General features: G+C 70.7%; 23 protein-coding genes. 14 read left to right on the forward strand and 9 right to left on the reverse strand.

Annotation, left to right across the window (positions count from 1 at the left end):
* Nucleotides 1–130 precede the first annotated feature (130 nt).
* The 7 genes from ABZ815_RS08240 (at nucleotide 131) to ABZ815_RS08270 (ending at nucleotide 8,548) form a co-directional block, all read left to right on the forward strand.
* Nucleotides 131–1,453 (forward strand): ammonium transporter, encoded by a 1,323-nt coding sequence (locus ABZ815_RS08240; RefSeq protein ID WP_357695319.1) that lies wholly within the window; start codon nucleotides 131–133, stop codon nucleotides 1,451–1,453.
* Nucleotides 1,450–1,788 carry a P-II family nitrogen regulator gene (locus ABZ815_RS08245; protein ID WP_357695321.1) on the forward strand — a complete coding sequence of 113 codons (339 nt, stop codon included), beginning with the start codon at nucleotides 1,450–1,452 and terminating at the stop codon, nucleotides 1,786–1,788. Before ABZ815_RS08240 ends, ABZ815_RS08245 begins: the two co-directional genes overlap by 4 nt.
* A complete protein-coding gene (locus ABZ815_RS08250; RefSeq protein WP_357695323.1) occupies nucleotides 1,785–4,010 on the forward strand; it encodes a [protein-PII] uridylyltransferase in 2,226 nt (741 codons plus the stop codon). Before ABZ815_RS08245 ends, ABZ815_RS08250 begins: the two co-directional genes overlap by 4 nt.
* Nucleotides 4,011–4,234: 224 nt before the next feature.
* On the forward strand, nucleotides 4,235–7,156 hold the full coding sequence (locus tag ABZ815_RS08255) for a nitrate- and nitrite sensing domain-containing protein (protein WP_357695325.1): 2,922 nt from the start codon (nucleotides 4,235–4,237) through the stop codon (nucleotides 7,154–7,156).
* Nucleotides 7,157–7,183: 27 nt separating this feature from the next.
* Nucleotides 7,184–7,600 carry a roadblock/LC7 domain-containing protein gene (locus ABZ815_RS08260; RefSeq protein ID WP_357695326.1) on the forward strand — a complete coding sequence of 139 codons (417 nt, stop codon included), beginning with the start codon at nucleotides 7,184–7,186 and terminating at the stop codon, nucleotides 7,598–7,600.
* Nucleotides 7,601–7,626: 26 nt separating this feature from the next.
* Nucleotides 7,627–7,989 (forward strand): DUF742 domain-containing protein, encoded by a 363-nt coding sequence (locus ABZ815_RS08265; protein ID WP_125631446.1) that lies wholly within the window; start codon nucleotides 7,627–7,629, stop codon nucleotides 7,987–7,989.
* Entirely contained in the window at nucleotides 7,970–8,548 is a 579-nt protein-coding gene (locus ABZ815_RS08270; RefSeq protein WP_357695329.1) for an ATP/GTP-binding protein, read from the forward strand. Before ABZ815_RS08265 ends, ABZ815_RS08270 begins: the two co-directional genes overlap by 20 nt.
* Here ABZ815_RS08270 and ABZ815_RS08275 read toward each other — a convergent pair.
* Complete coding sequence (locus ABZ815_RS08275; RefSeq protein ID WP_357695331.1) at nucleotides 8,545–8,946, reverse strand: hemerythrin domain-containing protein; 402 nt, start codon at nucleotides 8,944–8,946, stop codon at nucleotides 8,545–8,547. The two genes, ABZ815_RS08270 and ABZ815_RS08275, sit on opposite strands and share 4 nt — an antisense overlap.
* A gap of 75 nt (nucleotides 8,947–9,021) precedes the next feature.
* On the opposite strand from ABZ815_RS08275, the gene ABZ815_RS08280 reads away from it, so the two are divergent.
* Complete coding sequence (locus ABZ815_RS08280; protein ID WP_357695333.1) at nucleotides 9,022–9,474, forward strand: MarR family winged helix-turn-helix transcriptional regulator; 453 nt, start codon at nucleotides 9,022–9,024, stop codon at nucleotides 9,472–9,474.
* On the opposite strand, the gene ABZ815_RS08285 is transcribed toward ABZ815_RS08280, so the two are convergent.
* Entirely contained in the window at nucleotides 9,463–10,230 is a 768-nt protein-coding gene (locus tag ABZ815_RS08285; protein WP_357695335.1) for a TetR/AcrR family transcriptional regulator, read from the reverse strand. The two genes, ABZ815_RS08280 and ABZ815_RS08285, sit on opposite strands and share 12 nt — an antisense overlap.
* Nucleotides 10,231–10,310: 80 nt before the next feature.
* Here ABZ815_RS08285 and ABZ815_RS08290 point away from each other — a divergent pair, with 80 nt between their 5' ends.
* Together ABZ815_RS08290 and ABZ815_RS08295 are read left to right on the forward strand one after the other, a co-directional pair.
* Nucleotides 10,311–11,249 carry an ATP-binding cassette domain-containing protein gene (locus ABZ815_RS08290; protein WP_357695337.1) on the forward strand — a complete coding sequence of 313 codons (939 nt, stop codon included), beginning with the start codon at nucleotides 10,311–10,313 and terminating at the stop codon, nucleotides 11,247–11,249.
* Nucleotides 11,246–12,034, forward strand: coding sequence for an ABC transporter permease (locus ABZ815_RS08295; RefSeq protein WP_357695338.1), 789 nt, complete (start codon nucleotides 11,246–11,248; stop codon nucleotides 12,032–12,034). Before ABZ815_RS08290 ends, ABZ815_RS08295 begins: the two co-directional genes overlap by 4 nt.
* 7 nt (nucleotides 12,035–12,041) lie before the next feature.
* On the opposite strand, the gene betA is transcribed toward ABZ815_RS08295, so the two are convergent.
* The 5 genes from betA to ABZ815_RS08320 form a co-directional block, all read right to left on the reverse strand.
* Nucleotides 12,042–13,688, reverse strand: a complete 1,647-nt coding sequence (gene betA / locus ABZ815_RS08300; RefSeq protein WP_357695340.1) for a choline dehydrogenase — start codon at nucleotides 13,686–13,688, stop codon at nucleotides 12,042–12,044.
* The gene (locus ABZ815_RS08305; protein WP_357695342.1) at nucleotides 13,664–14,599 is read right to left on the reverse strand and encodes an ABC transporter substrate-binding protein; all 936 of its coding nucleotides are present in this window, start codon (nucleotides 14,597–14,599) and stop codon (nucleotides 13,664–13,666) included. Before ABZ815_RS08305 ends, betA begins: the two co-directional genes overlap by 25 nt.
* Before the next feature lie 62 nt (nucleotides 14,600–14,661).
* Nucleotides 14,662–15,639, reverse strand: coding sequence for an ABC transporter substrate-binding protein (locus tag ABZ815_RS08310; protein WP_357695344.1), 978 nt, complete (start codon nucleotides 15,637–15,639; stop codon nucleotides 14,662–14,664).
* Nucleotides 15,636–17,549 (reverse strand): ABC transporter permease subunit, encoded by a 1,914-nt coding sequence (locus ABZ815_RS08315; RefSeq protein WP_357695346.1) that lies wholly within the window; start codon nucleotides 17,547–17,549, stop codon nucleotides 15,636–15,638. Before ABZ815_RS08315 ends, ABZ815_RS08310 begins: the two co-directional genes overlap by 4 nt.
* On the reverse strand, nucleotides 17,546–18,526 hold the full coding sequence (locus ABZ815_RS08320; RefSeq protein ID WP_357695348.1) for a betaine/proline/choline family ABC transporter ATP-binding protein: 981 nt from the start codon (nucleotides 18,524–18,526) through the stop codon (nucleotides 17,546–17,548). Before ABZ815_RS08320 ends, ABZ815_RS08315 begins: the two co-directional genes overlap by 4 nt.
* A gap of 417 nt (nucleotides 18,527–18,943) precedes the next feature.
* On the opposite strand from ABZ815_RS08320, the gene ABZ815_RS08325 reads away from it, so the two are divergent.
* From ABZ815_RS08325 to ABZ815_RS08335, 3 genes are read left to right on the forward strand one after another with little or no spacing between them, the layout of a single operon-like run.
* Nucleotides 18,944–21,616 carry a nitrate- and nitrite sensing domain-containing protein gene (locus ABZ815_RS08325; RefSeq protein ID WP_357695350.1) on the forward strand — a complete coding sequence of 891 codons (2,673 nt, stop codon included), beginning with the start codon at nucleotides 18,944–18,946 and terminating at the stop codon, nucleotides 21,614–21,616.
* Complete coding sequence (locus tag ABZ815_RS08330; protein WP_352321436.1) at nucleotides 21,616–22,038, forward strand: roadblock/LC7 domain-containing protein; 423 nt, start codon at nucleotides 21,616–21,618, stop codon at nucleotides 22,036–22,038. The genes ABZ815_RS08325 and ABZ815_RS08330 overlap by 1 nt, the downstream gene beginning before the upstream one ends.
* 12 nt (nucleotides 22,039–22,050) lie before the next feature.
* Nucleotides 22,051–22,419, forward strand: a complete 369-nt coding sequence (locus ABZ815_RS08335; RefSeq protein ID WP_357695352.1) for a DUF742 domain-containing protein — start codon at nucleotides 22,051–22,053, stop codon at nucleotides 22,417–22,419.
* Between the two features lie 9 nt (nucleotides 22,420–22,428).
* Here ABZ815_RS08335 and ABZ815_RS08340 read toward each other — a convergent pair whose 3' ends face one another.
* Complete coding sequence (locus ABZ815_RS08340; RefSeq protein ID WP_357695354.1) at nucleotides 22,429–23,388, reverse strand: SIS domain-containing protein; 960 nt, start codon at nucleotides 23,386–23,388, stop codon at nucleotides 22,429–22,431.
* Nucleotides 23,385–24,506: a hypothetical protein gene (locus ABZ815_RS08345; protein ID WP_357695356.1), complete on the reverse strand. Its 1,122-nt coding sequence runs from the start codon at nucleotides 24,504–24,506 to the stop codon at nucleotides 23,385–23,387. Before ABZ815_RS08345 ends, ABZ815_RS08340 begins: the two co-directional genes overlap by 4 nt.
* A 593-nt stretch (nucleotides 24,507–25,099) precedes the next feature.
* Here ABZ815_RS08345 and ABZ815_RS08350 point away from each other — a divergent pair.
* The gene (locus ABZ815_RS08350) at nucleotides 25,100–26,221 is read left to right on the forward strand and encodes a spermidine/putrescine ABC transporter substrate-binding protein (RefSeq protein ID WP_357695358.1); all 1,122 of its coding nucleotides are present in this window, start codon (nucleotides 25,100–25,102) and stop codon (nucleotides 26,219–26,221) included.
* The last annotated feature ends 12 nt before the right edge of the window (nucleotides 26,222–26,233 follow it).

A 26,233-nucleotide genomic window follows, 5' to 3' on the forward strand; every position in this document is an offset into this window, starting at 1 on the left:
GTGAAGGGGCCGAAACGTACCCGAAACACCGTGCCGACGAGATTCACGAACGCGAAACACTCCAGGTCGAGCCACGAAACCCCGGCCGAACACGCTGTGGCGACACGTCACATGTAAGGAGGGTCGCGTCGTGAAGATCGATAGCGGCACCACAGCCTGGATGCTCGCGGCCACCGCGCTGGTGTTGCTGATGACTCCGGGCCTCGCGTTCTTCTACGGGGGCATGACCAGGGCCAAGAGCGTCCTGAACATGATGATGATGTCGTTCGGCGCCATCATCACGGTCACCGTGGCCTGGGTGCTGTTCGGGCACTCGATCGCGTTCACCGACAACGGCAGCACGGTGCTCAACAACATCGTCGGCGGCTTCGACGCCCTGGGCCTGCAGAGCCTGGTCGACACGGCCACCAAGGACGACGGCACCGGCATGCCGAGCCTGGTCTTCTCGGCCTTCCAGCTGACGTTCGCCATCATCACCGTCGCCCTGATCAGCGGCGCGATCGCGGACCGGGCGAAGTTCGGCGCGTGGATCCTGTTCACCGTCGTCTGGGCCACCGTGGTCTACTTCCCGGTCGCCCACTGGGTGTGGGGCACCGGCTGGCTCAACACCATGGGCATCGAGGACTTCGCCGGCGGAACCGTCGTCCACATCAACGCCGGCGCCGCGGCGCTGGCCCTGGCCCTGGTGATCGGCAAGCGCAAGGGCTGGCGCAAGGAGCCGATGCGGCCCCACAACCTCACGCTGGTGCTGCTCGGCGCGGGCCTGCTGTGGTTCGGCTGGTTCGGCTTCAACGCCGGCTCGGAACTGGCCGTGGACGGCACCGCCGGGCTCGCGTTCATGAACACCCAGATCGCCACCGCGGTCGCCGCCGGGGCCTGGCTCGTCGTGGAGAAGCTGCGCGACGGCCACGCCACCAGCCTCGGCGTCGCCTCCGGCGCGGTCGCCGGCCTGGTCGCCATCACGCCGGCCTGCGGTTTCGTGGACCCGTGGGCCGCGATGGTCATCGGGCTGGTGGCCGGGGCCGTCTGCGCCTACGCCGTGGGCCTGAAGTACCGGCTGGGCTTCGACGACTCGCTCGACGTGGTCGGCGTGCACCTGGTCGGCGGGGTCATCGGCGCCGTCTCGCTCGGCTTCCTGGCCGCCTATCCCTTCCTCGACCAGCAGAGCAAGGGCCTGTTCTACGGCGGCGGCCTCGGCCAGCTCGGGCTCCAGGTGCTCGGCCCGGTCGCGATCGGCGGCTACTCGTTCGTCGCCACCTGGATCGTCGGGAAGATCATCGACAGGACGATGGGCTTCCGCATCTCCGCCGAGGACGAGCTCACCGGCATCGACGTCACCACGCACGCCGAGACCGGGTACGACCTGGGCACGGTCTACGCGTCCGGCGTGACCACCCCGAACGGTCCGCTCACCCCGGCCCCGGCTCCGGCTCCCAAGAAGGTGGAGGCATGAGGCTCATCACCGCGATCATCAAGCCGTTCAAGCTCGACGACGTCAAGGCGGCGCTGGAGCAGTTCGGCGTCAAGGGCATGACGGTCAGCGAGGCCAGCGGCTACGGCCGCCAGCGCGGCCACACCGAGGTCTACCGCGGCGCCGAGTACCAGGTGGACCTGGTGCCGAAGGTGCGCCTGGAGGTGCTGGCCGAGGAGGACGACGCCGAGGACGTCCTCGACGTCATCGTCAAGGCGGCCCACACCGGCAAGATCGGCGACGGCAAGGTCTGGTCCGTGCCCGTCGACACGGTCGTGCGCGTACGCACCGGAGAGCGAGGGCCGGAGGCCCTGTGAGAGGAGAGGCGCGCTCGTACGCCGCGGCCCGCAAGGAGCGGACCGCGGACACCGACCGCTGGCTCAAGGACCTCTTCAGGACGGCGAGCGACGGCGACCAGGTCTCCCTGGTCGCCGTCGGCAGCCTCGGGCGCGGTGAGCCGGCCCCGGGCAGCGACCTGGACCTGGTCCTGCTGCACGACGGGCGGGCCGACGTGGCCCGGATCGCCGACCGCATCTGGTACCCCATCTGGGACTCCGCCGTCGGCCTCGACCATTCCGTGCGGACCGTCACGGAGGCCGTGGCCGTGGCCAGGCAGGACCTCAAGGCCGTGCTCGGACTCATCCAGGCCAGGCACGTCGCCGGCGACCCCGACCTGACCAGGAAGGCCAGGGAGGCGGTGCTGGCCGAGTGGCGGGCCGACTCGCGGCGCAGGCTGGGCGAGCTGCGCGCGTCGGCCGACCACCGGGCGCAGGTCAGCGGCGAGCTGGCCTTCCTCCTCGAACCCGACCTCAAGGACGGCCGCGGCGGGCTCCGCGACGTCCAGGCGATGCAGGCCGTGGCGGCGGCGTGGGTGGCCTCGGCGCCGGGACCGCGGGCGCGCGAGGCGCACGAGTTCATCCTCGACGTGCGGCACGCGCTGCACGTCGTCACCGCGCGCGGCGCCGACCGGCTGGTGCTCCAGGAGCAGGACGCGGTGGCCGGGCTGCTCGGCCTGCTCGACGCCGAGGCCCTCATGCGCAGGCTCGCCGAGGCGGGCCGGACCGTCTCCCACGCCTTCGACGCCACCTGGCGGACGGTTGACAAGCTGCTGTCAGGGCCGGTGCCGCGGGGGCGCCGTCCGCTGGCCGACGGTGTGGTCGAGCACGGTGGGGAGGTGGTGCTCGCCAGGGGCGTCGACCCGCGCAGGGACCCCGTCCTGGTGCTGCGGGCGGCTGCCGCCGCGGCCGGTTCGGGGCTGCCGCTGGCGCCCGCGACGGTGTCCGTCCTGGCCGCTCAGTCGGCTTCGATGCCGGTGCCGTGGCCCGAGGAGGCGCGCGACGCGCTGGTGTCGATCCTCGGCGCCGGACGGGCCGCCGTGCCCGTGTGGGAGGAGCTCGACCAGGCCGGCGTCCTTGTCAAGCTGCTTCCTGACTGGGAGCGCGTACGGCATCGTCCGCAGCGCAATCCCATCCACCGCTTCACCGTGGACCGGCACCTGATCGAGACCGCCGCGAACGCCGCCGGCCTCGCCCGCGAGGTCTCCCGTCCCGACCTGCTGCTGATCGGCGCGCTCCTGCACGACATCGGCAAGGGCTGGCCGGGCGACCACTCGGCGACGGGCGAGGTCGTGGTCCGCGACCTCGCCCGCCGCATGGGCCTGCCCGCCCGTGACGTCGAGACGCTGGCCACCGTCGTACGCCACCACCTGCTGCTGCCCGAGACCGCCACCCGCAGGGACCTGGACGACCCGGTCACGATCGAGAAGGTCGCCGCCACGGTCGGCTCCCGCGAGGTGCTCGACCTGCTGGCCGCGCTGGCCGTCGCCGACGGCAACGCGACCGGCCCCGCCGCCTGGAACACCTGGAAGGCCGGCCTGGTCGCCGACCTCGTCCGCCGGGTCAGGTCCGTGCTGTCGGGCTCGCCGCCGCCCAGGGCGCCCTCGATCTCGCCCGAGCAGGCCGCGCTGGCCCGGCACGGCGGCGGGGCGGTCCGGGTCAACGGCGGGGCGGTCACGGTCGTCGCCCCCGACCGGGCCGGGCTGCTGTGGAGCGCCGCCGGGGTGCTGGCCGCCCACCGGATGGTCGTGCGCTCGGCGTCGGCCGCGTCGGCGGGCGGCACGGCGGTGATCGAGTTCGCCGTCGTGCCCGAGTACGGCTCCCCGCCCGACCCGGCCACGCTGGAGGCCGATCTGCGGCTCGTCCTTGCCGGCCGTCTTGACATCGAGCAGCGGCTGGCCCGCCGCGCCAGGTCCGTACGGCCGCCCCGGGTACCTGTGGCTCCACCTCGCGTGACACTGGTCGACGACGCCTCCGCGACGGCCACCGTGGTGGAAGTCAGGGCCCATGACAGGCCGGGGCTCCTGTGGCGCATCGGACGGGCGTTCGGGGAGTGTGGTCTTGACGTGAGAGCCGCCCGCGTGGAGACTCTCGGCGCGGAGGCGGTGGACGTCTTCTATGTCGTGGACCGCGCCGGTCGCACCCTCAGCGACGGCGCGCAGCGAGTTCAAGTTCACGATCAGGTGCTGGCCGCACTGCGATAACCAACAGTGAACAACTGTCGGTCACATATGTAACGATTGTGTCCGAAATGCCTGTTAAGTCGGATGCTGCGGATACCTTGTGGACGGCTTGAACACCCGTCGTTGAACGGGACGATTGAGGGGTAGCGAAAGCAGTGATCACGGGGAATTCCGACAGCGGCCATGCCGCGAGGCGGGACCGCGGGAAGCGGTCGCTGCCTCGCCTGGGCCTGCGCAACTGGCGCGTGAGATGGCGTCTGACGGCGCTCATCCTCGTGCCCACCATCGCCGGCGTCGTGCTCGGGGGAGCACGTGTGGTCGGCTCGGTCCAGAGCATCGGCGACTACGACCGCACGGCCACCGCGGCCGAGCAGGCGGGCCGGATCAGGGACCTGGTGCAGGCACTCGGCCTGGAGCGTGACACGGGGGGCTGGATCGGGGCCTATCCCAAGCTGCGCAAGTCGAAGGCAGGCGAGCTCAACGAGTACAAGGGCGCCGTCGACAAGCTGGTCACGAGCGTCCGCGAGGACCTCGACGCCATCGACGACTCCTACGGCGAACGCGTCGTCAAGGCCGCCGGCCAGGCCAAGTACGACCTCAACCGGCTGGCCAAGATCCGCGCCGAGGGCCAGGCCGACACGATCCGGTACGACTTCCTGACCGACACCCTGCTCAAGCTGCACGACGAGCTGGCCCTGCTGTCGGACGACTCCCAGATCATCGGCCACTTCCGGGCCCTGAGCGCGCTCGCGCAGGCCAAGGAGGAGATGTCCCGCCAGCGCGTGCAGCTGCTGAAGAACTCCTACAACGTCGACGGCGTCGACGCCAAGGAGGTCGAGCGGTTCATCGCCTCCAACGCCCGCGAGCAGAGCGACATCGCCACCGTGGGTGCCGAGGCCGGTGTCGAGATCGGCCTGCAGCTGTCGAAGCTGCTGACCGGCAAGAACGAGTACGTCAACGTCCAGCTCACCAAGGCCCGCGCGGTCACCCTGGCCAGCGGCCGGGCCCCGGGCGTGCGCATCGCCGACAACCTGATCTCCTCCCGGTCCAACGCCCGCGAGCAGTGGTTCGGCGACAACAAGGTCGCGATCGGCGTCCTGCACGAGATCGAGAAGGACCTCGCCGACAAGGTGAACCTGCGCAGCCAGGAGCTGCGCGAGGCCGAGATCCGCAACGCCATCATCGCCGGTGTCCTGATCCTGGCGCTGCTGCTGGTCGTCCTGCTGCTCACCGTGGCCATCGCCCGTTCGATGGTCGGCCCGCTGCGCCGGCTGCGCACGGAGGCCCTGGAGATCGCCGGCTTCCGGCTCCCCGACGTGGTGCGCCAGCTCCGCGTCTCGGGCGAGGCCAGCACCGACGTGCGTCCGATCGAGGTCGAGGGCCAGGACGAGATCGGTGAGGTCGCGCGGGCGTTCGACCAGGTCCACCGCCAGGCCGTGCGCCTGGCGGGCGAGGAGGCCGAGCTCCGCAGCAACATCAGCTCGATGTTCGTCAACCTCTCGCGCCGTACCCAGACACTGGTCGAGCGGCAGATCTCGCTGATCGACGGCCTGGAGAAGGGCGAGCAGGACGGCGGCCGGCTGTCCGACCTGTTCAAGCTCGACCACCTGGCCACCCGCATGCGGCGCAACTCCGAGAACCTCCTGGTCCTCGCCGGCCACGAGGCCACCCGCCGGCGCAGCCAGCCGGCCAAACTGGTCGACGTCGTGCGCGCCGCGCTGTCGGAGGTCGAGGGCTACGAGCGGGTCCAGGTCAAGGTCCACCGGGCCACGTCCGTCCAGGGCAGCGCCGCCAACGACCTCGTCCACCTGGTGGCCGAGCTGGTGGAGAACGCGATTCAGTTCTCCCCGAGCAACTCCCAGGTCCTGGTCTCCAGCAGTCTCATCGAGGGCGGCGGCGCGCTGCTGTCGGTGAGCGACTCCGGCATCAGCATGACCGAGGAGGAGCTGGCCGAGGCCAACCGCCGCCTGGCCGAGCCGCCGGTCGTGGACGTGTCGGTCTCCCGCCGCATGGGCCTGTTCGTGGTCGGCCGGCTGGCGCTGCGCCACGGCATCCGGGTGCAGCTCAGGAAGGGCGAGGGCGCGGGCCTGATCGCCATGGTGCTGCTGCCGCCCACCCTGATCGCCGACGGCACGCAGCAGCCGCTGCCGCAGCGTCCGGCGTTCGGCGGCGGGACGGTGACGCCGCCCTCGCAGAACGGCTCGTTCCGGTCGTTCGGCAGCTTCGACTCGGTCGAGGCGAACGGCTCGCGGCCGGGTCCCGGCGATCCGGCCAGGTTCGGCCCGGGGCCGTCGGGGGCCTTCGGTGGCGCCCCGTCCGGGCCACTCGGGCCCTTCGACAGCGCGCCTTCAGGGCAGCCCGGGCCTTTCGACAGCGCGTCTTCAGGGCCGTCCGGGCCTTTCGACGCGCCTTCCGGGCCGTCGTCCTTCGACAGCCCGGCGCCGAGGCAGGGGCTCGGGGCGTTCAACTCCGACCCGGGCCGCAACGGGTTCAACTCCGACCCGGGCCGTCCGGTCAACGGGTTCACCGCCGACACCGACGGTGGCTCCTACCGGCGGCAGTCGTCGCCGTTCGACTCGGGGGCCTACCCGTCGTTGTCGTCGGGCAACGGCTCGTTCCCGTCGTACCCGGCGAACGGAGGGGCGTTCCCGACGCCGCCGCCGTACGCGACGAACTACGGGACGAACGACGTACGCCGTCCCGACCCGGCTCCCTCGGTGGACGTCTCGCCGATGGAACCGGAGCAGGAGGAGTTTCTGCCGATCTTCGCGTCGGTGGAGTCCGCGTGGTTCCGCAGGCCGCCGGGGGAGTCGGCGCCCGAGGCGCCCTCGTCCGGCGAAAGCGGCGGTGAGGCGAGGCCCGCGCAAGCCGTACCCTCTGGGGAGGAAGCGTGGCAGACGGCCGCGGACGCCGGTTGGCGTGCGGCGGCCAAAGCCAGCGAGCCCAGCCTCGGCGGCGTGACCGCCGCGGGGCTCCCCAAGCGCACCCCCAAGGCCAATCTGGTCCCCGGCACGGCGAGCCAGCCCGCTCAGCAGCAGGCTCAGCAGTCGCAGCCGCCGGCGCCCCCGGTCTCAGCCGACCGGATGCGCAGCCGCATGGCCAGCTACCAAAAGGGTGTGCGACGGGGCCGCCAGGAAGTACGTGGACAGGAGGAACAGAGTGAGTAAGCGTCCCGCTGGGGAGGATGCGTGACCATGCTGAGCCATGAGGCGAACCGCTTCGACTGGCTGATCACCGACTTCGTGCGCAACACTCCGGGGGTCGCGCACGCCGTGGTCGTCTCCGCCGACGGCCTGTGCCTGGCGGCCTCCGAGGGCTTCCCGCCGGACCGGGCCGACCAGCTCGCGGCGGTCTCCGCCGGCCTGTTGAGCCTGACCGTGGGCGCGTCCAGGGTGTTCGAGGGCGGCTCGGTGTCGCAGACCGTCGTCGAGATGCAGCGCGGGCTGCTCCTGGTCATGGCGATCAGCGACGGCTCCGTGCTGACGGTGCTGGCGGGTCCGGATTGTGACATGGGGCTGGTGGCGTACCAGATGACGCTGCTGGTAGACAGAGCGGGACAGGCGCTCACGCCGGCCCTGCGCGCCGAACTCCAGGCCGCAAGGACCCGGTGATGTGATGGAACTGATGGGAGAGGGCCGTGTACGGCAGTGACGGGACCGGGGACGACGAGCCCCTGTTCCGTCCTTACGCGGTGACCGGCGGCCGTTCCGAGCCGCGGTATCACCTCGCGATGGAGACGTTGATCTCATCGATGTCGATCCCGGACGACGAGATGGCCATGCTCACCCCCGAGCAGGAGGCCATCATGCAGCTGTGCAGGACGTTCCGGTCGGTCGCCGAGATCTCGGCCCTGCTCCGCGTCCCGCTGGGCGTGGCGAGGGTGCTTGTGGCGGACATGTCAGACGAAGGTCTCGTCCGCCTGCACCAGCCACGCCTCAGCCAGGGACAACCAGACCTCAACATGCTCGAAAGGGTGCTCAGTGGACTTCGCAGGCTCTAGCCCCGGGCTCACTTCGACGAAGATCGTCGTCGCTGGTGGGTTCGGCGTCGGCAAGACGACGTTCGTGGGGGCGGTGTCCGAGATCCTCCCGCTCACCACGGAAGCGGTGATGACCGACGCGTCCGCGGGCATCGACGACCTCGGGTTGACGCCGAACAAGCAGACCACGACCGTCGCCATGGACTTCGGCCGCCTCTCGCTCGACCGCGACCTGATCCTTTACCTGTTCGGCACGCCCGGACAGCACCGGTTCTGGTTCATGTGGGACGACCTGGTCCGCGGCGCGATCGGTGCGGTGGTGCTGCTCGACACCCGCCGTCTGGCCGACAGCTTCCCCGCCATCGACTACTTCGAAGAGGCCAAGCTGCCCTTCGTGGTGGGCATCAACGGCTGGGACGGCCAGTTCATGCACACCGACGAAGAGGTGCGCGAGGCGCTGGCTCTGGGCTCGCACGTGCCGATCGTGCGCACCGACGCGCGTAACAGAGAGTCGGTCAAGTCGACGCTGATCTCGCTCGTCGAGCACGTCGTACGGCTGCGCGCGGCACCCGTCCGCTAGTCGCCGACCGCCCACGGGACGCTCTCCAGCGAGTTGAGCACGGGCACCAGCGCCCGCTCCTCATAGTCGAAATGGGCCTCCAACTCGGCGGCGACGCGTTCGATCGTCGCCGGGTCGCCGGCCGCGCGCAGCTCCTCGACCAGCGCCGCGATCACCTCGTGCTCGCGGCGCAGCCGGTCCAGCGGCTCCTTCAGCTCCGGGCGCCTCCCCTCCAGGAACGGGAACGCCACCCGGTCCTCGCCGGAGTGGTGGAAGCTCAGCGCGTCGCAGAAGGTCAGGCAGTGGGCCCGCAGGTCGTCGGTCACCGCCTCGCCCGCGCGCAGCTTCGCCAGCTCGCCCCTGAGCCATTCGTGCACCTTGACCAGCTCGTCCCCGAAGGCCCGCACCCGCTCGTCCACGTCACTATCCTTTGCCTCAGACCACGACGTTTTTGCTTTGCAAGCAAAGCTAATTTAGACAGCAAGGTATTGGCGATGTCAACCGACGGCTTGAGCGTGGACGAAGGCATCAGGACGCTGCTGCTCCTGATGCCGCGCATGGTGGGCCGGGCCAAGCGGCTCAAGGTGCCCGAGGCGCTGCGGTCGTTGTCGCTGGCCCCCCGGCACCTGTCGTTGCTGGCCTACCTGCTGTTCGACGGCCCGACGACGGTCAACGAGCTGGCCGGGCGGCTGGAGGTGGCGCCGGCCACCGTGAGCCTGATGGTGGGCGAGCTGAGCAGGAAGGGCGTGCTGGAGCGCCGCGAGGACGACGCCGACCGGCGCCGGACGATCGTCAGCATCGCCCCGGCCCATCAGGAGGCGATCACCGAATGGCTCGGCTACGGCGCCACGGCCTGGCGGGCCGCCCTCGACCCGCTGACGCCGCAGGAGCGGCAGACGTTCGTGCGCACCCTGCTGGCCTACGAGCAGGCGCTGTCAGGCCGATGACCTGCTGTTGACCAGCACCTCGACGCCGTCGAGCACGCGCTGGAGGCCGAACTCGAAGGCGTGCTCGGGGCTGTAGGGCGCCTGGAGCTCCTCCCCGGCCGCCTGGCCCACGCGCGAGGCCGTGGGGAACAGGATGGGGTCGGAGATCCGGCTGAGGAAGGGCGCGTGCGCGGCCCACCACTGCTGGTCCGTCATGCCGGTCAGGCTCTCGGCCTGGGCGGCCTCCACCGCGCCCCTGGCCGTGCCGTGCACGAAGCCGGTGACCAGTGTGATCACCGAGTCCATCTCCAGGTCGGTCAGGCCGATGCCGTCGATGGCGCGCAGCTCGTAGTCGTACTTGGCGGTGACGTTCGGGCCGAGGACCGGGCGGCTCGATGCCACCTGGAGCAGCCACGGGTGGCGCAGGTAGAGGGCGAAGTTCTCGCGGGCGATGAGCTCCAGCCGGTCGCGCCAGCCGCCGGGCACGTCCTCGGGGCGGGCGGTCTCGCCGTAGACGGTGTCGAGCATGACGTCGAGCAGCTCCGGCTTGCCCGGCACGTACGTGTAGAGCGACATCGTGCCGACGCCCAGCTTCTCCGCCACCCGGCGCATGGACAGCGCCTGCAGCCCTTCGGCGTCGGCCACGCCGATGGCGGCGCGGACGATGCGCCCGACGCCCAGCTCCGGTTTGCCCTTGCGGCTGGCCCGCTCGCTCGTCCGCCACAGCAACGCCAGACTGCGCGCCGGATCGCCCTTGCCCGGGTACTCAACTGTCACCCTCGTACGGTACACCGTACGGTTGCCGTCTTCGATCGTATGTTGTACGGTACGCCGTACGATTCAATCGGGAGGTGGCCATGTCCGCAGTGCTCGCCCAGGGCCTGCGCAAGACGTACGGCACGAAGACCGCGCTGGACGGCATCGACCTCGACGTGCCCGCGGGCACGGTCTACGGCCTGCTGGGGCCCAACGGCGCGGGGAAGACCACGACCGTCCGCATCCTCACCACGCTCCTGCGCCCGTCGGACGGCCGGGCCCAGGTGGCCGGGTTCGACGTGACGGCCGAGCCCCGCCGGGTCCGCGCCGCCATCGGCCTGGTCGGCCAGCAGACGGCCGTGGACGAGATCCTGACCGCCCGCCAGAACCTGGAGCTGTTCGGCCGCCTCTACCACCTGAGCGCGTCCGCCGCCCGCGCCAGGGCCGCCGAGCTGCTGGAACGCTTCGGCCTGGCCGAGCACGACGGCCCTGCCAAGGAGCTGTCCGGCGGCCTGCGCCGCCGCCTCGACCTGGCCGCGAGCATGATCCTGGCGCCGCCCGTGCTCTTCCTCGACGAGCCCACCACGGGCCTCGACCCGCGCAGCCGCGCCGGGATCTGGAGCGCGGTGCGCGAGCTGGTCGCGGGCGGCACGACCGTGCTGCTGACCACCCAGTACCTGGAGGAGGCCGACCAGCTCGCCGACCGCGTCGCGGTGATCGACTCCGGCCGGGTGGTGGCGGAGGGCACTCCGGAGGCGCTGAAGTCCAAGCTCGGCGGCGATCGGCTCGACGTGGTGATCAACGATCCGGCGCGGCTCGACGAGGCGGCGGCGATCCTCTCGGCGACGGCCTCGGGCGCCGCCGAGCTCGACCGGGACACCCGGCACGTCAGCGCCCCGGTGGCCGACCGCGTGAGCGCGCTCACCCGGGTCCTGCCCGCGCTGGCGGCGGCCGGCATCGAGGCCGAGGACGTCGCGCTGCGCCGGCCGACCCTCGACGAGGTCTTCCTGAACCTGACGACCACCGGAGGCGACCGATGACCGCACTCAGATGGGCGCTGGCCGACGGCTGGACCGTCGCCCGCCGCGACCTGATCCACTGGGCCAACCAGCCCATGACGGTGGTCTTCGGGGTGCTCTTCCCCGTGGTGATCACCCTGGCGTTCGGCTACCTGTTCGGCGGCGCGGTCGAGGTGCCCGCGGGCGCGGACTACTTCGCCTTCCTCATGCCCGGCATGTACGGCATGACGATGCTCTTCGGCCTGAGCTCCACCATGATGGCCGTGTCCGCGGACGTCGCCAAGGGCGTCACCGACCGCTTCCGGTCGATGCCCATGGCGCCGTCGGCCGTGCTGATCGGCCGGGCCGTCGCCGACCTGCTCAACTCGGTCCTGATCCTGGGCGGGCTGCTGCTCTGCGGCCTGGCGGTGGGCTGGCGGCCGGCGAGTGCCGGAGGAGCGCTCGGCGCGATCGGCCTGCTGCTGCTCCTGCGCTTCTCCCTGTTGTGGGCGGGCATGTACCTGGGCCTGCTCACCCGGGAGCCGGGCGCGGTGGTCGCGATCCAGACGCTGGAGTTCCCGATCGGGTTCCTGTCCAACGCCTTCGTCGCGCCCGGCACCATGCCCGGCTGGCTGGGCGCGATCTCGGAGTGGAACCCGCTCTCCTCCACGGTCGCCGCCGCCAGGGAGCTGTTCGGCAACCCGGGCTGGGGCGGCGACTCGTGGGTGGCCCGGCACGCCGTGCCGATGGCCGTGCTGTGGCCGGTGGCGATCACCGTCGTCTTCTTCGTCCTGTCGGTACGGCTGTACCAGCGCATGGACCGGTGAGGACGGCTCAGGCGCGGCGGTGGAAGTCCACGGGGTCGGGAGGCAGGGGGGTGTTGCCGAGGATCAGGTCGGCGGACTTCTCGGCGAGCATCATGACCGGGGCGTAGATGTTGCCGTTCGTGACGTACGGCATGGCGGAGGCGTCCACGACGCGCAGGCCGTCGAGGCCGTGCACGCGCATGGTGCCGGGGTCCAGCACGGCCAGGTCGTCCACGCCCATCTTGCAGGTGCACGACGGGTGGAGGGCCGTCTCGCCGTCCTTGGCGACCCAGGCCAGGATCTCCTCGTCGGTGCTGACGTCCGGGCCGGGGGAGAGCTCGCCGCCGTCCAGGCCGGCCCAGGCGGGCTGGGACAGGATGGCGCGGGCGTGCCTGATGGCCTCCACCCACTCGCGGCGGTCCTGCTCGGTCGAGAGGTAGTTGAAGCGGAGCGCCGGCTTGTCGCGGGGGTCGGCCGACCGGATGCGCACCGAGCCGCGGGCGTCGGAGTACATCGGGCCGATGTGCACCTGGTAGCCGTGGCCGCCGGCCGGGGCCGAGCCGTCGTAGCGCACGGCGATCGGCAGGAAGTGGAACATCAGGTTCGGGTACGCCACGTCGTCGTTCGAGCGGATGAACCCGCCCGCCTCGAAGTGGTTCGTGGCGCCGGGGCCGCGCCGCAGGAACAGCCAGTCGGCGCCGATGAACGGCCGCCGCCACATGGCCAGCGACGGCTGCTGCGAGACCGGCCGGGTGCAGGCGTGCTGGACGTAGACCTCCAGGTGGTCCTGGAGGTTCTCGCCGACGCCCGGCAGGTCGTGCATCACCTTGACGCCCACGGACTCCAGGAGCGCCTTCGGGCCGACCCCCGAGAGCTGGAGCAGCTGGGGGGTGTTGATCGCGCCCCCGCACAGCACGACCTCGCGCGCCTCGATGCGCTCGCCGCCGCACTGGACGCCCACCGCCCGCGTGCCCTCGAAGAGCACCTTCTCCACGTGGGCCCGCGTCCTGACCGTGAGGTTGGGACGGCGGCGCACCGGATGCAGGTAGGCGCGGGCCGCGCTGAGCCGCCGGCCCCGGTGGATGTTGCGGTCGAAGGCGGCGAACCCCTCCTGGCGGTAGCCGTTCACGTCGTCGGTGAGGGGGTGACCGGCCTGCTGGACGGCCTCGAAGAACGCCTCGAACAGCGGGCCGCGGGCCGGGCCGCGCTCCAGCTTCAGCGGGCCGTCGTCGCCCCGGAACGGCGAGCCGGGGTCGGCCAGGCAGTTCTCCATGCGCCTGAAGTAGGGCAGGCAGTGGGCGTAGTCCCAGTTCTCCATGCCGGGATCGGCGGCCCAGCGCTCGTAGTCGAGCGGGTTGCCGCGCTGGAAGATCATCCCGTTGATGCTGCTGGAGCCGCCCAGGACCTTACCGCGGGCGTGGTAGATGCGCCGGCCGTTCATGTGCGGCTCGGGCTCGGACTCGTACTTCCAGTCGTAGAACCGGCTGCCGATGGGGAACATCAGCGCGGCCGGCATGTGGATGAAGACGTCCCAGAGGTAGTCCGGCCGGCCCGCCTCCAGCACCAGCACGGACACCGACGGATCGGCGCTCAGCCGGTTGGCCAGGGCGCAGCCGGCCGAGCCGCCGCCCACGATGACGAAGTCGAAGCTCAACGCGGGATCCAGTCCTTCCACACGATCTTGTTCTCCTCCACCCACTGCCGGGCGGCCTGGGCGGCGGACTTCCTGCCGTTGAGCATGTCGCTCGCCACGGCGTTCTGGTTGTCGTTGGTCCAGGTGAAGTTGCGCACCAGCTCGTACGCCTTCCCGCCGCGCTCGGCGAACCGCCTGCTGACGATCTTGTCCAGCAGGTACGGCGGGTAGTCGCAGGCGACCTTGGCGGGCACGTCGTCGCAGCCGATCGCGTACGCGGGCAGGTTGACCTTGACCAGTTTGACCCTGGTGAACAGCCATTGCGGCTCGTAGAAATACATGAGCAGGGGCGTGCGATTCTTGGTCGCGGACTGCGCGGCCTTGATCAGGGCGTCCTCGCTGCCGGAGTAGACGACCTTGTAATCGAGGTTGAGGTTCTTGATGAGAGCCTCGTCGTTGGTGACGAATGCCGGGTCCCCGTCGAGCACCTGACCCAAATTTCCGGTTTTGGAGGTCCGGAATAGGGGGGCGTACTTGTTCAGGTTCCGATAGTCGGTTATGTCGGGATATTTCTTGGCCATCCACTCGGGGACGTACCAACCGATCACACCTTTGTTGCCGGTGAGGCCGGCCGACAGCGCCACCTTCTTCTGCTCGATGTACTCCTTCTTCAGATCGTTGTGTCCCCAGTTCTCGACGATCACGTCGACCTTGCCGGATTCGAAATCGCGCCAGGAATCGCTCTCGTTCATCTTGCGCGTGTTGACCTTGTAGCCCAGCTCGTGTTCGAGCAGGTAGGCCAGGACGGCGGCCTGGGCCTCGTACCCGACCCAGGCGTGGACGTCGAGGTTGACCGTCCCCTTGGGCGCGGCCCCGGTCTCGGGGGCGCCGCCGGAGCAGGACGTCAGGAGCAGGGCCGCGAGCGGCGGCCCGATCAGCTTCTTGGTTCGCATGAGAGGTCTCCGCGACCGCGACCCCTCCGGCGCGCGGCCGGAGGGGGCACGGTCAAGAGGGGTCACTTGGGGATCCAGCCCTGCCACTTGGCGGTGTTCGCCTCGACCCACTTCTTGGCGGCCTGCTCGCCGGTCAGGCCGTTGTTGGTCATGTCGTTGGCGACCGCGTTCTGGTCCTCGTTGGTCCAGCTGAAGTTCTTGACCAGCTCGTACGCCTTGCCGCCGGTGTCGGCGAACTTCTTGCTGACGATCTTGTCGAGGTCCAGCTCGGCGTAGTCGCAGGCGACCTTCTTGGCGTCGGCGTCACAGCCCTCGGTGTACGGGGGCAGGTTCACCCGGGTCAGCTCGACCTTGTCGAACAGCCAGTGGGGCGTCCAGAAGTAGAACAGCAGCGCCTTCTTCTGCGCCTGCGCCTGCTCGGCCGCCTTGAGCAGGGCCGCCTCGCTGCCGCCGGTCACCACCTTGTAGTTCAGCTTGAGGTTCTTGACCAGGGCCTCGTCGTTGGTGACGTAGCTGGGGTCGCCGTCGAGGAGCTGGCCCTTGCCGCCGGACTCCGACGTCTTGAACAGGTCGGCGTACTTGTTCAGGTTCTTGGAGTCGGTGATGTCCGGGTACTTGTCGGCCATCCACTTGGGCACGTACCAGCCGATGACGCCCTTGTTGCCGGTGGAGCCCGCCGAGAGCGCGACCTTCTTCTCGTCGATGAACTTCTTCTTCAGGTCCGGGTGACCCCAGTTCTCGATGATGACGTCGACGTCGCCCGTCTCGAAGCCCTCCCAGGCGACCTGCTCCTTGATCTCGGGCAGCTCCACGTCGTACTTGAGCTCGTTCTTCAGCAGGTAGGCGACGACGTTCGCGCTGGCCTCGTACCCGACCCACGGGTTGATCGCGATCTTGACGGTGCCCGTCGTCGCCGCGCCGGAGGCGGCGCCGGTCGACGGGGCGGCGGAGCTGGGGGAGGTCTCCACCTTGGCGCCACCGCCGCAACCCACGGCGGTGAGGCCGACAACGAGCAGGCCTGCGAGCAGGCGAATCTTCATGTGCGCTTCCTCTTTCGGGGGGAAGGGCGCCTGTCGGCGCCCTGCGTGATGCGGTCGAGCATGACTCCGAGCAGGACGGTCGCGATGCCCGCCACGAAGCCCATGCCGAAATCCGTGCGCTGGGAGAAGCCGACGACCACGTCGTAGCCGAGCGCGCCCGCCCCGACCAGGCCGCCGACGACGACCATGGCCAGCGTCATCACGATGCCCTGGTTGGCCGCGAGCAGGATGGCCCGCCGCGCCATCGGGAGCTGCACCTTCCACAGGAGCTGGCCCGGGGTCGAGCCCGCCGACGCGGCCGCCTCGACGACCGTGGCGGGCACCCCTCTGATGCCGTCCTCGACCAGGCGCACCACGGGCGGCACCGCGTAGATCACCGAGGCGAAGATCGCGGTGAACCGGGTCGTCTCGAACAGGGCCAGCGCCGGCAGCAGGTAGACGAACGCGGGCATGGTCTGGGCGGCGTCCAGCAGCGGGCGCTGGATCGCCGAGTAACGCGGCGAGCGGGCCGCGGCCACGCCCAGCAGCAGGCCGACGACCAGGGTGACGAACACCGCCACCGCGACCGTGGTCATCGTCTGCATGGCGTGCTCCCACACGCCGAGCAGCGCGATCGCCAGCAGGCAGCCGAGCGCGGTCAGCGCCGGACGCAACCCGCTCACCCGCCAGGCCAGCGCCAGCACCGCGAGGGCGATCAGCCACCACGGTGCCGAGATGAGCAGGCCCTCCAGCGGGTTGAGCAGGACGGCCGAGGTCAGATCCTTGACGAACGTCGTGACCGGGTACCAGGTCGTCTCGGCCCAGCGCACGGCGTCGTTCACCGCGCCGGCGAAGGTGACGGTCAGGCCGTCCGGCCAGCCCGTCGGCAGCGCGAACCCGGCCACCACCCCCACGCCGGCCAGCGCCGCCGCGACCACCAGGTCGAGCCGGCCGGCCCTCGCGTGCGCCTGGCGGCGGGCCACCGACATGAGCATGCGGTCGAGCACCACGGCCATCACCACGATCGCCAGGCCGGCCGGGAGCATGATGCCGACCTGGGCCCGCGACAGGCCGCGGATGATGTCGCCGCCCAGGCCGGGGGCCGAGATCAGGTTCGCGATCACCACCATGGACAGCGCCATCATGATGGTCTGGTTCACCGCCAGCGCCATCGTCGAGCGGGCCAGCGGAAGTTGCACCTTGAACAGGGTCTGCCGGCGGGTGGCGCCCAGCGACGCCGACGCCTCGACCGCCGTGGCGGAGACCCCCTCGACGGCCAGCGCCGTGATGCGGATCGCGGGCGGGATCGAGTAGATCATCGTCGCGATCGCCCCGGCCGGAGCGCCGATGTGGAAGAACAGCACGAGCGGCGCCAGGTAGGCGAACGTGGGCATGATCTGCATGACGTCGAGCACCGGCGTCAGCACCCGGCGCACCCGCGCCGACAACCCCGCCCACACGCCGAGCGGCACGCCGACCGCCAGTGACAGCAGCACCGAGGCCGCCACCAGCGCCAGCGTGTCCACGCTCGACTGCCACAGGCCGAGCACCCCGAACGCGCCCACGCCCGCCGCCGCGAGCAGCGCGACGCGCCGGCCACCGGCGAGCCAGCCGAGCGCGCCCAGGACGCCGATCAGCCCCGGCCAGTTCAGGGCCGTGAGGACGGTCTGGAAGAAGGTGTAGACGCCGTCGACGAACAGCCGGATGTAGTTGAGGAAGTACAGGAAGAGCGGGCTCTCGTTCCGGTGGTCGTCGATCCACTCGCGCAGGTCGGTGACCGCCAGGAACTGCGGCGCCTCCTTGTCGTGCGGCAGCGTGCCGGTGTCCCGGAAGAGCAGGTACGCCACGGCGAACAGCACCGCGACCCCGGCCGGACCGGCCCACCTCGGGATCCTGAGCCTGCCGGGGGCGCTGACCGCGGTGGTGCTCACGCGCCTGCCCTAACCGCCGCGTCCTCGCCGGCCAGGAAGGACAGCAGGTCCACGCGGTCCACGACGCCGGCCAGCTCGTCGCCGTCCATCACCCGGATCGGGCGGGAGGAGGCCGAGGCCGCGGCGATGGCGTCCTTGATCAGGGTGGTGACGGGGAGCTGCGGGCCGTCCAGCGGCTCGCCGGGCTCGGGATCGCGGCGGATCCAGCGCAGCGTCAGCACGTGGCTGCGCGGCACGTCCCGGACGAAGTCGGCCACGTAGTCGTCGGCCGGCGCGCCCACCAGCTCCTCGGCCGTGCCGAGCTGCACGATCGAGCCGTCGCGCATGATGGCGATCCGCTCGCCCAGCTTGAGCGCCTCGGACAGGTCGTGGGTGATGAACACCATCGTCTTGCCGACCTCGCGGTGCAGCCGGATCACCTCGGCCTGCATGTCGCGCCGGATCAGCGGGTCGAGCGCGCTGAACGGCTCGTCGAACAGCATCACCTGGGGATCGACGGCCAGCGCGCGGGCCAGGCCGACACGCTGCTGCATGCCGCCGGAGAGCTGGTCGGGATAGGCGTCGGCGTGGCCGTCGAGGCCCACGAGGGAGAGGATCTCGGCGGCCCGCGCGTGCCTGGCCGCCTTGGCGGTGCCCTGGATCTCCAGACCATAGGCAACGTTGTCAACGACCTTACGGTGCGGCAACAGCCCGAAATGCTGGAAGACCATGCTCACCTGGTGGCGGCGCAGCTCGCGCAGCCGGGCGGGGGAGGCGCGGCCGACGTCCTCGCCGCCGATCCTGATCTCGCCGGCGCTGGGCTCGACGAGCCGGGTCAGGCAGCGTACGAGGGTGGACTTGCCGCTTCCCGACAGGCCCATGACGACGAAGACCTCGCCGGGGCGCACCTCGAAGCTCACGTCGCGGACGGCGGCGGTGCAGCCGGTCCTCTCTCGCATCGCGGCGGGGTCGAGGTGTCTGTCCTCGCTGTCCAGCACCTTTTGCGCCCTGGATCCGAAGATCTTCCAAAGCCCGTCGACGCTGATAGCCGCGCTGTCGGGAGAATCCCGCACCCTCGCCTCCTCGATTGCCGGGGGCTCAACATATGCGGTGAATAACGCAAATCTCAACGCTGTGACCCGTGAGAGACCTGGCCGCTCCTCCGGTGTTATGTGCTTGGAACGCGCTAATCGCCCAAACGTGGACATATAAACAGATGGCGGGTTATTTCTGGCCGGACGGAGAGCGAGATGGGGCTCCAGCTTCTCGTCTCACTGGACACAGAAGTTGAATTGCGTCCCGATATGTGCGGGTGGCCACGCCCGCTTAGGATGTGTTCCAATTACCCGCACTTGCTGATTTCTCTCAAGGGGCACAGCCCTGACAAATACGCCGATTCGGGCGAGGTGCGTTCGGTGACAACACAGCTGGGCGAGAGGCAGGCCGCCGAAGGCAACTGGCGCCTGCGCAATTGGCGCGTACGTGCGCGCCTGGTCGCCCTCATCCTGGTGCCGACGGCCGCCGCCGTGCTGCTGGGCGGCGTCCAGGTGCTGTCCTCGACGGGCGCCGCCGCCGACTACGACCGGACGAACCGATTAGCCATGCTCTCGGAGCAGGTGGGCGACCTGACCCACCAGCTCGCCGGCGAGCGGGCCAAGACCGCCTGGTACATCGCCAGGAACCGGCCCGTCATCGGGATCGGCGCCGTCCAGTCCCAGATGGACCAGGTGGACGTCGCCATCAAAGAGGTACGCGGCACCGCCCAGCAGATCCTCGCCGACGTCGAGGGCCGTACCGCCGACCAGATCGAGAACATGCTCAGCCGCCTGGACGACCTGACCTCGCTGCGTCAGCAGGCCCTGGACGCCAACCTGCTCCCCGGCCCCGCCGTCGACCTCTACACGACGGTGATCAACGAGCTGCTCTCCATCCACACCGAACTCATCAAGGGCAGCTCCGACGACGAGCTGTTCCGCCAGACCCGCATGCTGGACGGCCTGGCCCGGGCGAAGGAGAGCGTCTCCTACCAGCAGGCGCTGCTGACCACCGTCCTCGTCGAGGGCGCCTTCGGCCAGGACCAGCTCAAGCGCTTCCTCGGCGAACTGTCCAGCGAGAACGCCGAGCGCCAGGGCTTCGCCGCAGAGGCCACCGCCGACGAGCGCCGCTTCTTCGACGAGACCGTGAACGGCCGCAGCGCCGACCGCATGCTGTTCCTGCGCGAGCTCGTGCTCATCAGGGCCTCGGCCTCGCTGCCGCTGCGCGGGCTGGACCTGGCCAAGCGCGACGACGCGAAGGAGTGGTTCGACGCCTCCAACGTCGTCGTGGACTCCATGCGCACGGTCGAGCAGCGTCAGGCCGCCGGGATCGTGGCGCGCAGCCGTACGCTCAGCGGCGAGGAGCAGCAGCGGGCGCTGGTCATCGCGGGCGCGGTGCTCGCGTTGCTCGTCGCCGTCCTGCTGATCACCACCGGCGTGGCCAGGTCGCTGGTCCGGCCGCTGCGCAGGCTGCGCGGCGAGGCGCTGGAGATCGCCGGGCACCGGCTGCCGGACTTCGTCCAGCATCTGCGCGAGTCGCGCGACGGCGCGGTCAACGCCGAGGTGCCGCCCATCGGCATCTTCTCCAAGGACGAGGTGGGCGAGGTCGCCCGCGCCTTCGACGAGGTGCACCGCGAGGCCGTGCGGCTGGCGGGCGACGAGGCGCGGCTGCGCTCCAACGTCAACGCCATGTTCGTCAACCTGTCGCGGCGCAGCCAGACCCTGGTCGAACGGCAGCTCACCCTGATCGAGCGCCTGGAGCGCGGCGAGCGCGACGACGAGCGCCTGGGCGACCTGTTCAAGCTCGACCACCTGGCCACCCGCATGCGCCGCAACAGTGAGAACCTGCTGGTCCTGGCCGGCCAGGAGGCCGCGCGCAAGTGGAGCGAGCCGGTCGAGCTCATGGACATCGTGCGCGCGGCGCTCGGCGAGGTCGAGAGCTACGACCGGGTCAGCGTCCAGGTGCAGTCGGACGTCGCCCTCGCCGGGCAGGCCGTCACCGACGTGGTGCACCTGCTGGCCGAGCTGGTCGAGAACTCGGTCTCCTTCTCCTCCAGGGACACCAAGGTGATCATCTCCAGCAGCCGCATCGACGGCGGCGGGCTGATGGTCTCGGTGACCGACAACGGCATCGGCATGACCCCCGAGGAGCTGGCCGAGGCCAACTGGCGGCTGGCCAACCCGCCGGTGGTGGACGTGTCCGTGTCGCGGCGGATGGGCCTGTTCGTGGTCGGGCGGCTCGCGCTGCGGCACAGCATCAAGGTGCAGCTCCGCCGCCAGGACATCGGCGGCCTGACCGCGATGGTGCTGATCCCGGAGATGCTGCTCACCGCCGTCCCGGGCGCGACGGCCGGGCCCCTGCACGGCTCGATGGCGGCGCACGGCTCGATGGCCGGCGGCGTCCAGGCCGCCATGACGGGCGCGGGACGGCCGGAGCGCGGACGGGCCGAGCCCTTCCACAGCGCGGAGCCTTTCCAGAGTCCCGAGCCGTATGCGCCGCCCACGGCCCCGATGCCCGCCTACGGGCACCCGTCGTTCGACGCCATGCCGTTCCCGCCCGCGTCGCCGGCCGAGTCGTCGCCGTCCCCGTCCGGGGCGGCGTCGGAGTCGTCGTGGTTCACCTCGACCGCGTCGCACTCGGTCGAGCTGCCGCAGCCGGACGCGCAGGGCACGTCGTACCCGTCGTTCGCCACGGGCCCCGAACCGGCCGAGCCGGCGGCCACGAACGAGTTCCTGCCGATCTTCGCCTCGGTCGAGGAGAGCAGCTGGTTCAGCAAGGCCGCGCCGACCGCCGACCGGCGGGACCCGTCCTGGTCATCGCCCGCCGACCAGGGCTGGCAGGCGGCGAACACGACCGCCGAGCCCGCCAGGAGCGGCACCACGAACTCCGGCTTGCCCAGGCGCACGCCGCGAGCGAATCTGGTGCCGGGCACCGCGGTCCCCCAGCCGCCGCCCGCACCAGTTCCTCCGCTGTCCCCTGACCGGCTGCGCAACAGGCTGGCCAGCTACCAGCAGGGCGTGCGCAAGGGCCGCGCCGAGCTAGAGGAGGACTGATGAAGGAGCTGAGCCAGGGGGCCAGGGACATCAACTGGCTGGTGAGCGCGTTCGTCGAGGAGGTGCCCGGCGTGGCCCACGCCGTGGTCGTCTCCGCCGACGGGCTGCCGATGGCCTTCTCCCGCGGCTTCCCCAAGGACCGGGCCGACCAGCTCGCCGCCATCGCGGCCGGGCTGGTCAGTCTCACGCAGGGGTCGGCGCGGGTCTTCGAGGGCGGCGGCGTCACCCAGACCCTGGTGGAGATGGAACGCGGGCTGCTGCTGGTGATGTCCATCAGCGACGGCTCGTGCCTGGCGGTACTGGCCGCGCCCGACTGTGACATGGGCCTGGTGGCGTACCAGATGACGATTCTGGTGGAACGCACGGGGCAGGTGCTGACCCCTGCCGTACGGGCGGAGTTGTCATCCGCGCGCCCCTGGTGATGGGAGTGGACGTTGGCATCGTGGCATGACCGTGAGCCGGAGCCCGAGCGCAGCTCGCTGGTGCGCATGTACGCCGTCACCGGCGGCAGGACGGCGCCACGCACCGGCCTGGCCATGGAGGCGCTGGTCTCGTCGGCGACCTCCGCGCGGCTCGGCATGACCTACACCCGCGAGTTTCGCGCCATCAGCGAGCTGTGCCGCCAGGTGCGCTCGGTGGCCGAGATCTCCGCGCTGCTGGCCGTCCCGCTCGGCGTCGCGCGGGTGCTGGTCGCCGACATGGAGGCCGACGGGCTGGTCAGGATCTACCAGCCGCAACTTGAGGCCGGCCTGCCGGACAGGAGGCTGCTCGAAAGGGTCCTGAGCGGGCTCCGCCGCCTCTGACGCCCGTGTCTACTGGGCGTTCCACCAGTGCGCGGCCACCAGTTCGGCCACCAGCGTCTCGGTGAGCAGCGCCACGTCGGGGTCGTCGTCGTGCGCGTAGCGGATCGCCGCCGCGGCGTCCTTCACCTCGCCGCCCACGGAGATCACCGTGGAGCCGCGTTCGCGCACCCAGTCCATGGCCTGCCCGTCGTAGCGGGAGCCGGGGAAGAGCAGCGCCCGGTAGTCGAGGGTCTTGGTGAGGTAGACGTCCACGTGCGACCAGTCGCCCGCCTCGCAGGCGTCGGCCGCGCGGCGCGGGCCCTCGCGGAGCATCAGCGCCGACTGCTCGGCCGACGACAGCCGCTCGGCCGGGGCGATCGTGTAGACCCCGTCGGGGCCGTCGAGCAGCTCCAGGGTCGGCGGGAGCCAGTCGTCGCGGCGGTCCAGCAGGTCGCCGGTGGCCTCCGCGGCCCGGTCGAGCAGTGCGGGCAGGTCGCGTCCTGCTCCGGTGAGGCGGGCTTCGAGCGCCAGCAGCAGGGCCAGCGTGTGCTGGAACGTCCGGCAGGCCACGCCGCCGCGCTCCTCGCCCGCGCTCATGGGGACCACCAGGTCGGCCGCCTCGGTGACGGGCGAGCCGGGCACGTTGGTGATCGCGGCCACGTACGACGGGCCTCCGGCGTAGCGGGCGAGCGCGTCGAGGGTCTCGCGGCTGCCGCCGGTGGCCGAGATCGGCACGACCAGCGTGCCGGGACCGGCCGGGTAGGTCGCCGCGGCCGAGGCGTAGTCGGCGTAGGCGTCCACGCCGGCCGCGCGCAGGCGCAGGGCCGCCACCCCGGCGGCGTACCGGGAGCTGCCCATGCCGAGGAACAGCACCCGGCGCACCCCTTCCGGCAGCCCGGCGAAGGGGTCGGCCGCGCGCAGCCCGTCGGCGAGGGCGGCCAGGGCGGCGGGCTTGGCCTCCAGGTCGGCCAGGTAGAGCTCGGAATTCACGGCAGGTTCTCCTCGGGGTACCAGGTGCGCAGCACGCCCATGGGGGCGTACCGCCAGCGGGGCAGGTGGCGGGCGGCGTAGATCAGCTCGCGGCACTCCTGCTCGACCTCGAACGGGCGCAGCAGCGTCTCGTCCAGGAGGTCGGGCCGGCCCTTGTCGGACAGGCGGCGGCGGTAGGCGGTCAGCAGGCCGGCGCGGGCCTTCGCCGCCCAGGCCGCGGCGTGGGCGGACGGGGTGCCCCGGCGGACGATCGCGACCTGGGCCACGTGCTCCAGGCTGGTGGTGAGCTGGGCGACGTCCCTGGCGGCCGGTTGACGGGCGGCGGTGTCGGCCACGGTGGGGTTGCCGTCGAAGTCGATCACGGCGTACCCGTCGCGCCACCGCAGGATCTGGCCCACGTGCAGGTCGCCGTGGATCCTGATCGACGGGCCCGTGACGCCCGCCCGCAGCGGCTCCAGCTCGCGGGCCAGATCGGCGGCCCGCGTGGACAGCCACTCGCCGTCGGCGCCGTCGGTGAGGGCGAGCGCCTCGGCCAGCGCGTCCGCGGCGCGCGCGGCCGGGTCCGCCTGCCGCCCGGACGAGCCGCCGGGCAGGGTGGCCAGCGCCACGTGCAGGTCGGCGGCCAGGCGGCCGAGCTCGCCGGCGAACTCCGTGCCGCCCGACTCGGCCTCGTCCACGCACCACTCCCAGCCGTCGCGCGCCTCGGGCAGGTAGCCCGTCACCAGCGCCAGCAGCTCCTCACCGGCGTCCGACGCGCGGGTCAGGGCCAGGTAGGGAGGCGCGGTGCCGGCGAAGCCGACCTCGACGAGATGGGCGAAGATCTCGGGCGTCGGGTGGGGGAGCGGGACCGGCGGGGTCAGCCACTTCACGACCACCCGCTCGTCCACCACGACCGAGTGGTTGGTCTGGTCGACGTGCGGCCCGAAACCGCGCTCGGCGGCCGTCGCCGCGAGGTCGGGAAGGTCATGGAACCGGCGGACGGCGAACGGGGACGGCGGGTCGTGCGCCAGCGCGCGCAGGAGGCTCGTGGACAGGCCGTGGTCCCGGTCGCAGACGGGCTCCTCCGCGACGGCGGCGAGCCGGCGCGCAATTGAATCCCAGTTCAACAGATTGCCCATGGTTCCCGATCGACGTGTGGGTAGGAAGTCTCGCTCATGTTGATATCGGCTGCAACTTGGTCCGGCCGCCGGTAATCGGAGCGGGTCATCGCATTAGCGCAAATGCCGCCTCGCCAGGCAGGAGGGTACTGTCCTGATCGAGGTGGTCACTCCGGACTCTCCGGAGGGGGCGCCTGCGGGCGGACGGCTCGTCTCGACCGGTCCGACGGGGACCGTGGCGGCGAAGTCGATCGGACCGGCCGGCCCGGCGGCGCCCCTCATCCCGCCCTGGGCGGATCCTGATCCGTCGCCCGATTCCTGAGCACCCGCCAGGTACCGCACGCTCCCGAACCGCTAGATTACGGCTGGGAGAGATGGCGCGAAGAGCGCGGCCCAAAGGCGGTCCGTACGCGAGGTGAGAGGCCCCTCACGGACCGGGATGAGGCGACTCCGTTATTGAATCCAGATTCAACACTCTGATCAAACTTCCTGGTAGCAATGTCGGGAAAAGTCTTGCTCATGTTGATTTCTGCTGCAACACTCCTGCTCTGGTCTGCCGTGTCCAGTAAGGTCGCGCGACCCCTCAATCCTCAGCACCAGAAGGAGTAGCGGCCGTGTCCCGTAACCGGTTCACCCGTCGTCTTCCGGCCGCCGTGGCGGTGGCCGGCCTCGCGCTAGCCGTCGCGGCGTGCGGCGGTGAGTCGTCGACCAGCTCAGACGGCACGACCGCGGCCAAGGCAGAGCAGCTCCAGCCCAACGCCGACCTGACCAAGCAGTCGCTCAAGGTGACGGTCTGGCCGGGTTACACGCCCGAGGAGCTGCCCGAGAAGGTCAAGCAGCAGCTCAAGGTCAAAGAGATGGCGATCACCAACCACGACACCAACGAGCTGGCGATGGCCAAGCTGACCGCCTCCGGCGACAGCGGCATCGACGTGGCGTTCGTGTCCGGTCAGTACGCCCAGGCGCTCAACGCCCAGGGCCTGCTGGAGCCCATCCACGCCGAGCTGATCCCCAACCTGGCCAATCTCTACCCCGAGGCCACCCAGCTCTCCTACGACAAGGGCAACAAGTACTCGGTGCCCTACACCTGGGGCACCACCGGCATCTGCTACCGCAGCGACCTGGTGAAGACGCCGCCGACGAGCTGGAACGACATCCTCAAGCCCGCGTCCTGGGCCGAGAAGAAGGTCACCATGATGACCACCGAGCGCTGGCTGGTCCTGCCCGCGCTCAAGTCGCTCGGCTACTCGGTCAACACCGAGAAGGACGAGGAGATCGCCAAGGCCAAGGAGCTCCTGGTCTCGCAGAAGCCGCACCTGCTCTCCTATGACGACACCACCTTCGGCGACAAGCTGAAGTCCGGCGAGGCGATCATGGTCGAGGCGTGGGACGGCTGGTGCCCCACCACGGACGAGAAGCAGAACATCAAGTTCGTGGTGCCGAAGGAGGGCAGCGACCTCTGGGTGGACACCATGGTGATCATGAAGTCCTCCAAGAACAAGGAGGCGGCCCACGCCTTCATCAACATGATCCTCGACCCGGAGATCCACCGCTGGGCGGCCGAGAACATCAACTACAAGGTCCCCAACAAGGCCGCCATGGACAAGGTGACCATCGCCAAGGGCTCGCTGCTGGACATCAAGCCGGCGGAGCTGCTCAACGGTGAGTCGATCATCGACCTGGGGCAGGCGTCGACCAAGTTCAGCCGCCTGTCGCAGGAAGTCACGGCCGGATAGTCGTTGGTGCAG

This window comes from Nonomuraea sp. NPDC047529 (genome assembly GCF_040642995.1).
GTDB lineage: Bacteria > Actinomycetota > Actinomycetes > Streptosporangiales > Streptosporangiaceae > Nonomuraea.

Coding starts and splice junctions, on each gene's coding strand:
- ABZ815_RS08310 (WP_357695344.1), bottom strand. CDS start 15,639: ATGAAGATTCGCCTGCTCGCAGGCCTGCTCGTTGTCGGCCTCACCGCC.
- ABZ815_RS08245 (WP_357695321.1), top strand. CDS start 1,450: ATGAGGCTCATCACCGCGATCATCAAGCCGTTCAAGCTCGACGACGTC.
- ABZ815_RS08305 (WP_357695342.1), bottom strand. CDS start 14,599: ATGCGAACCAAGAAGCTGATCGGGCCGCCGCTCGCGGCCCTGCTCCTG.
- ABZ815_RS08260 (WP_357695326.1), top strand. CDS start 7,184: ATGCTGAGCCATGAGGCGAACCGCTTCGACTGGCTGATCACCGACTTC.
- ABZ815_RS08280 (WP_357695333.1), top strand. CDS start 9,022: ATGTCAACCGACGGCTTGAGCGTGGACGAAGGCATCAGGACGCTGCTG.
- ABZ815_RS08345 (WP_357695356.1), bottom strand. CDS start 24,506: ATGGGCAATCTGTTGAACTGGGATTCAATTGCGCGCCGGCTCGCCGCC.
- ABZ815_RS08330 (WP_352321436.1), top strand. CDS start 21,616: ATGAAGGAGCTGAGCCAGGGGGCCAGGGACATCAACTGGCTGGTGAGC.
- ABZ815_RS08290 (WP_357695337.1), top strand. CDS start 10,311: ATGTCCGCAGTGCTCGCCCAGGGCCTGCGCAAGACGTACGGCACGAAG.
- ABZ815_RS08295 (WP_357695338.1), top strand. CDS start 11,246: ATGACCGCACTCAGATGGGCGCTGGCCGACGGCTGGACCGTCGCCCGC.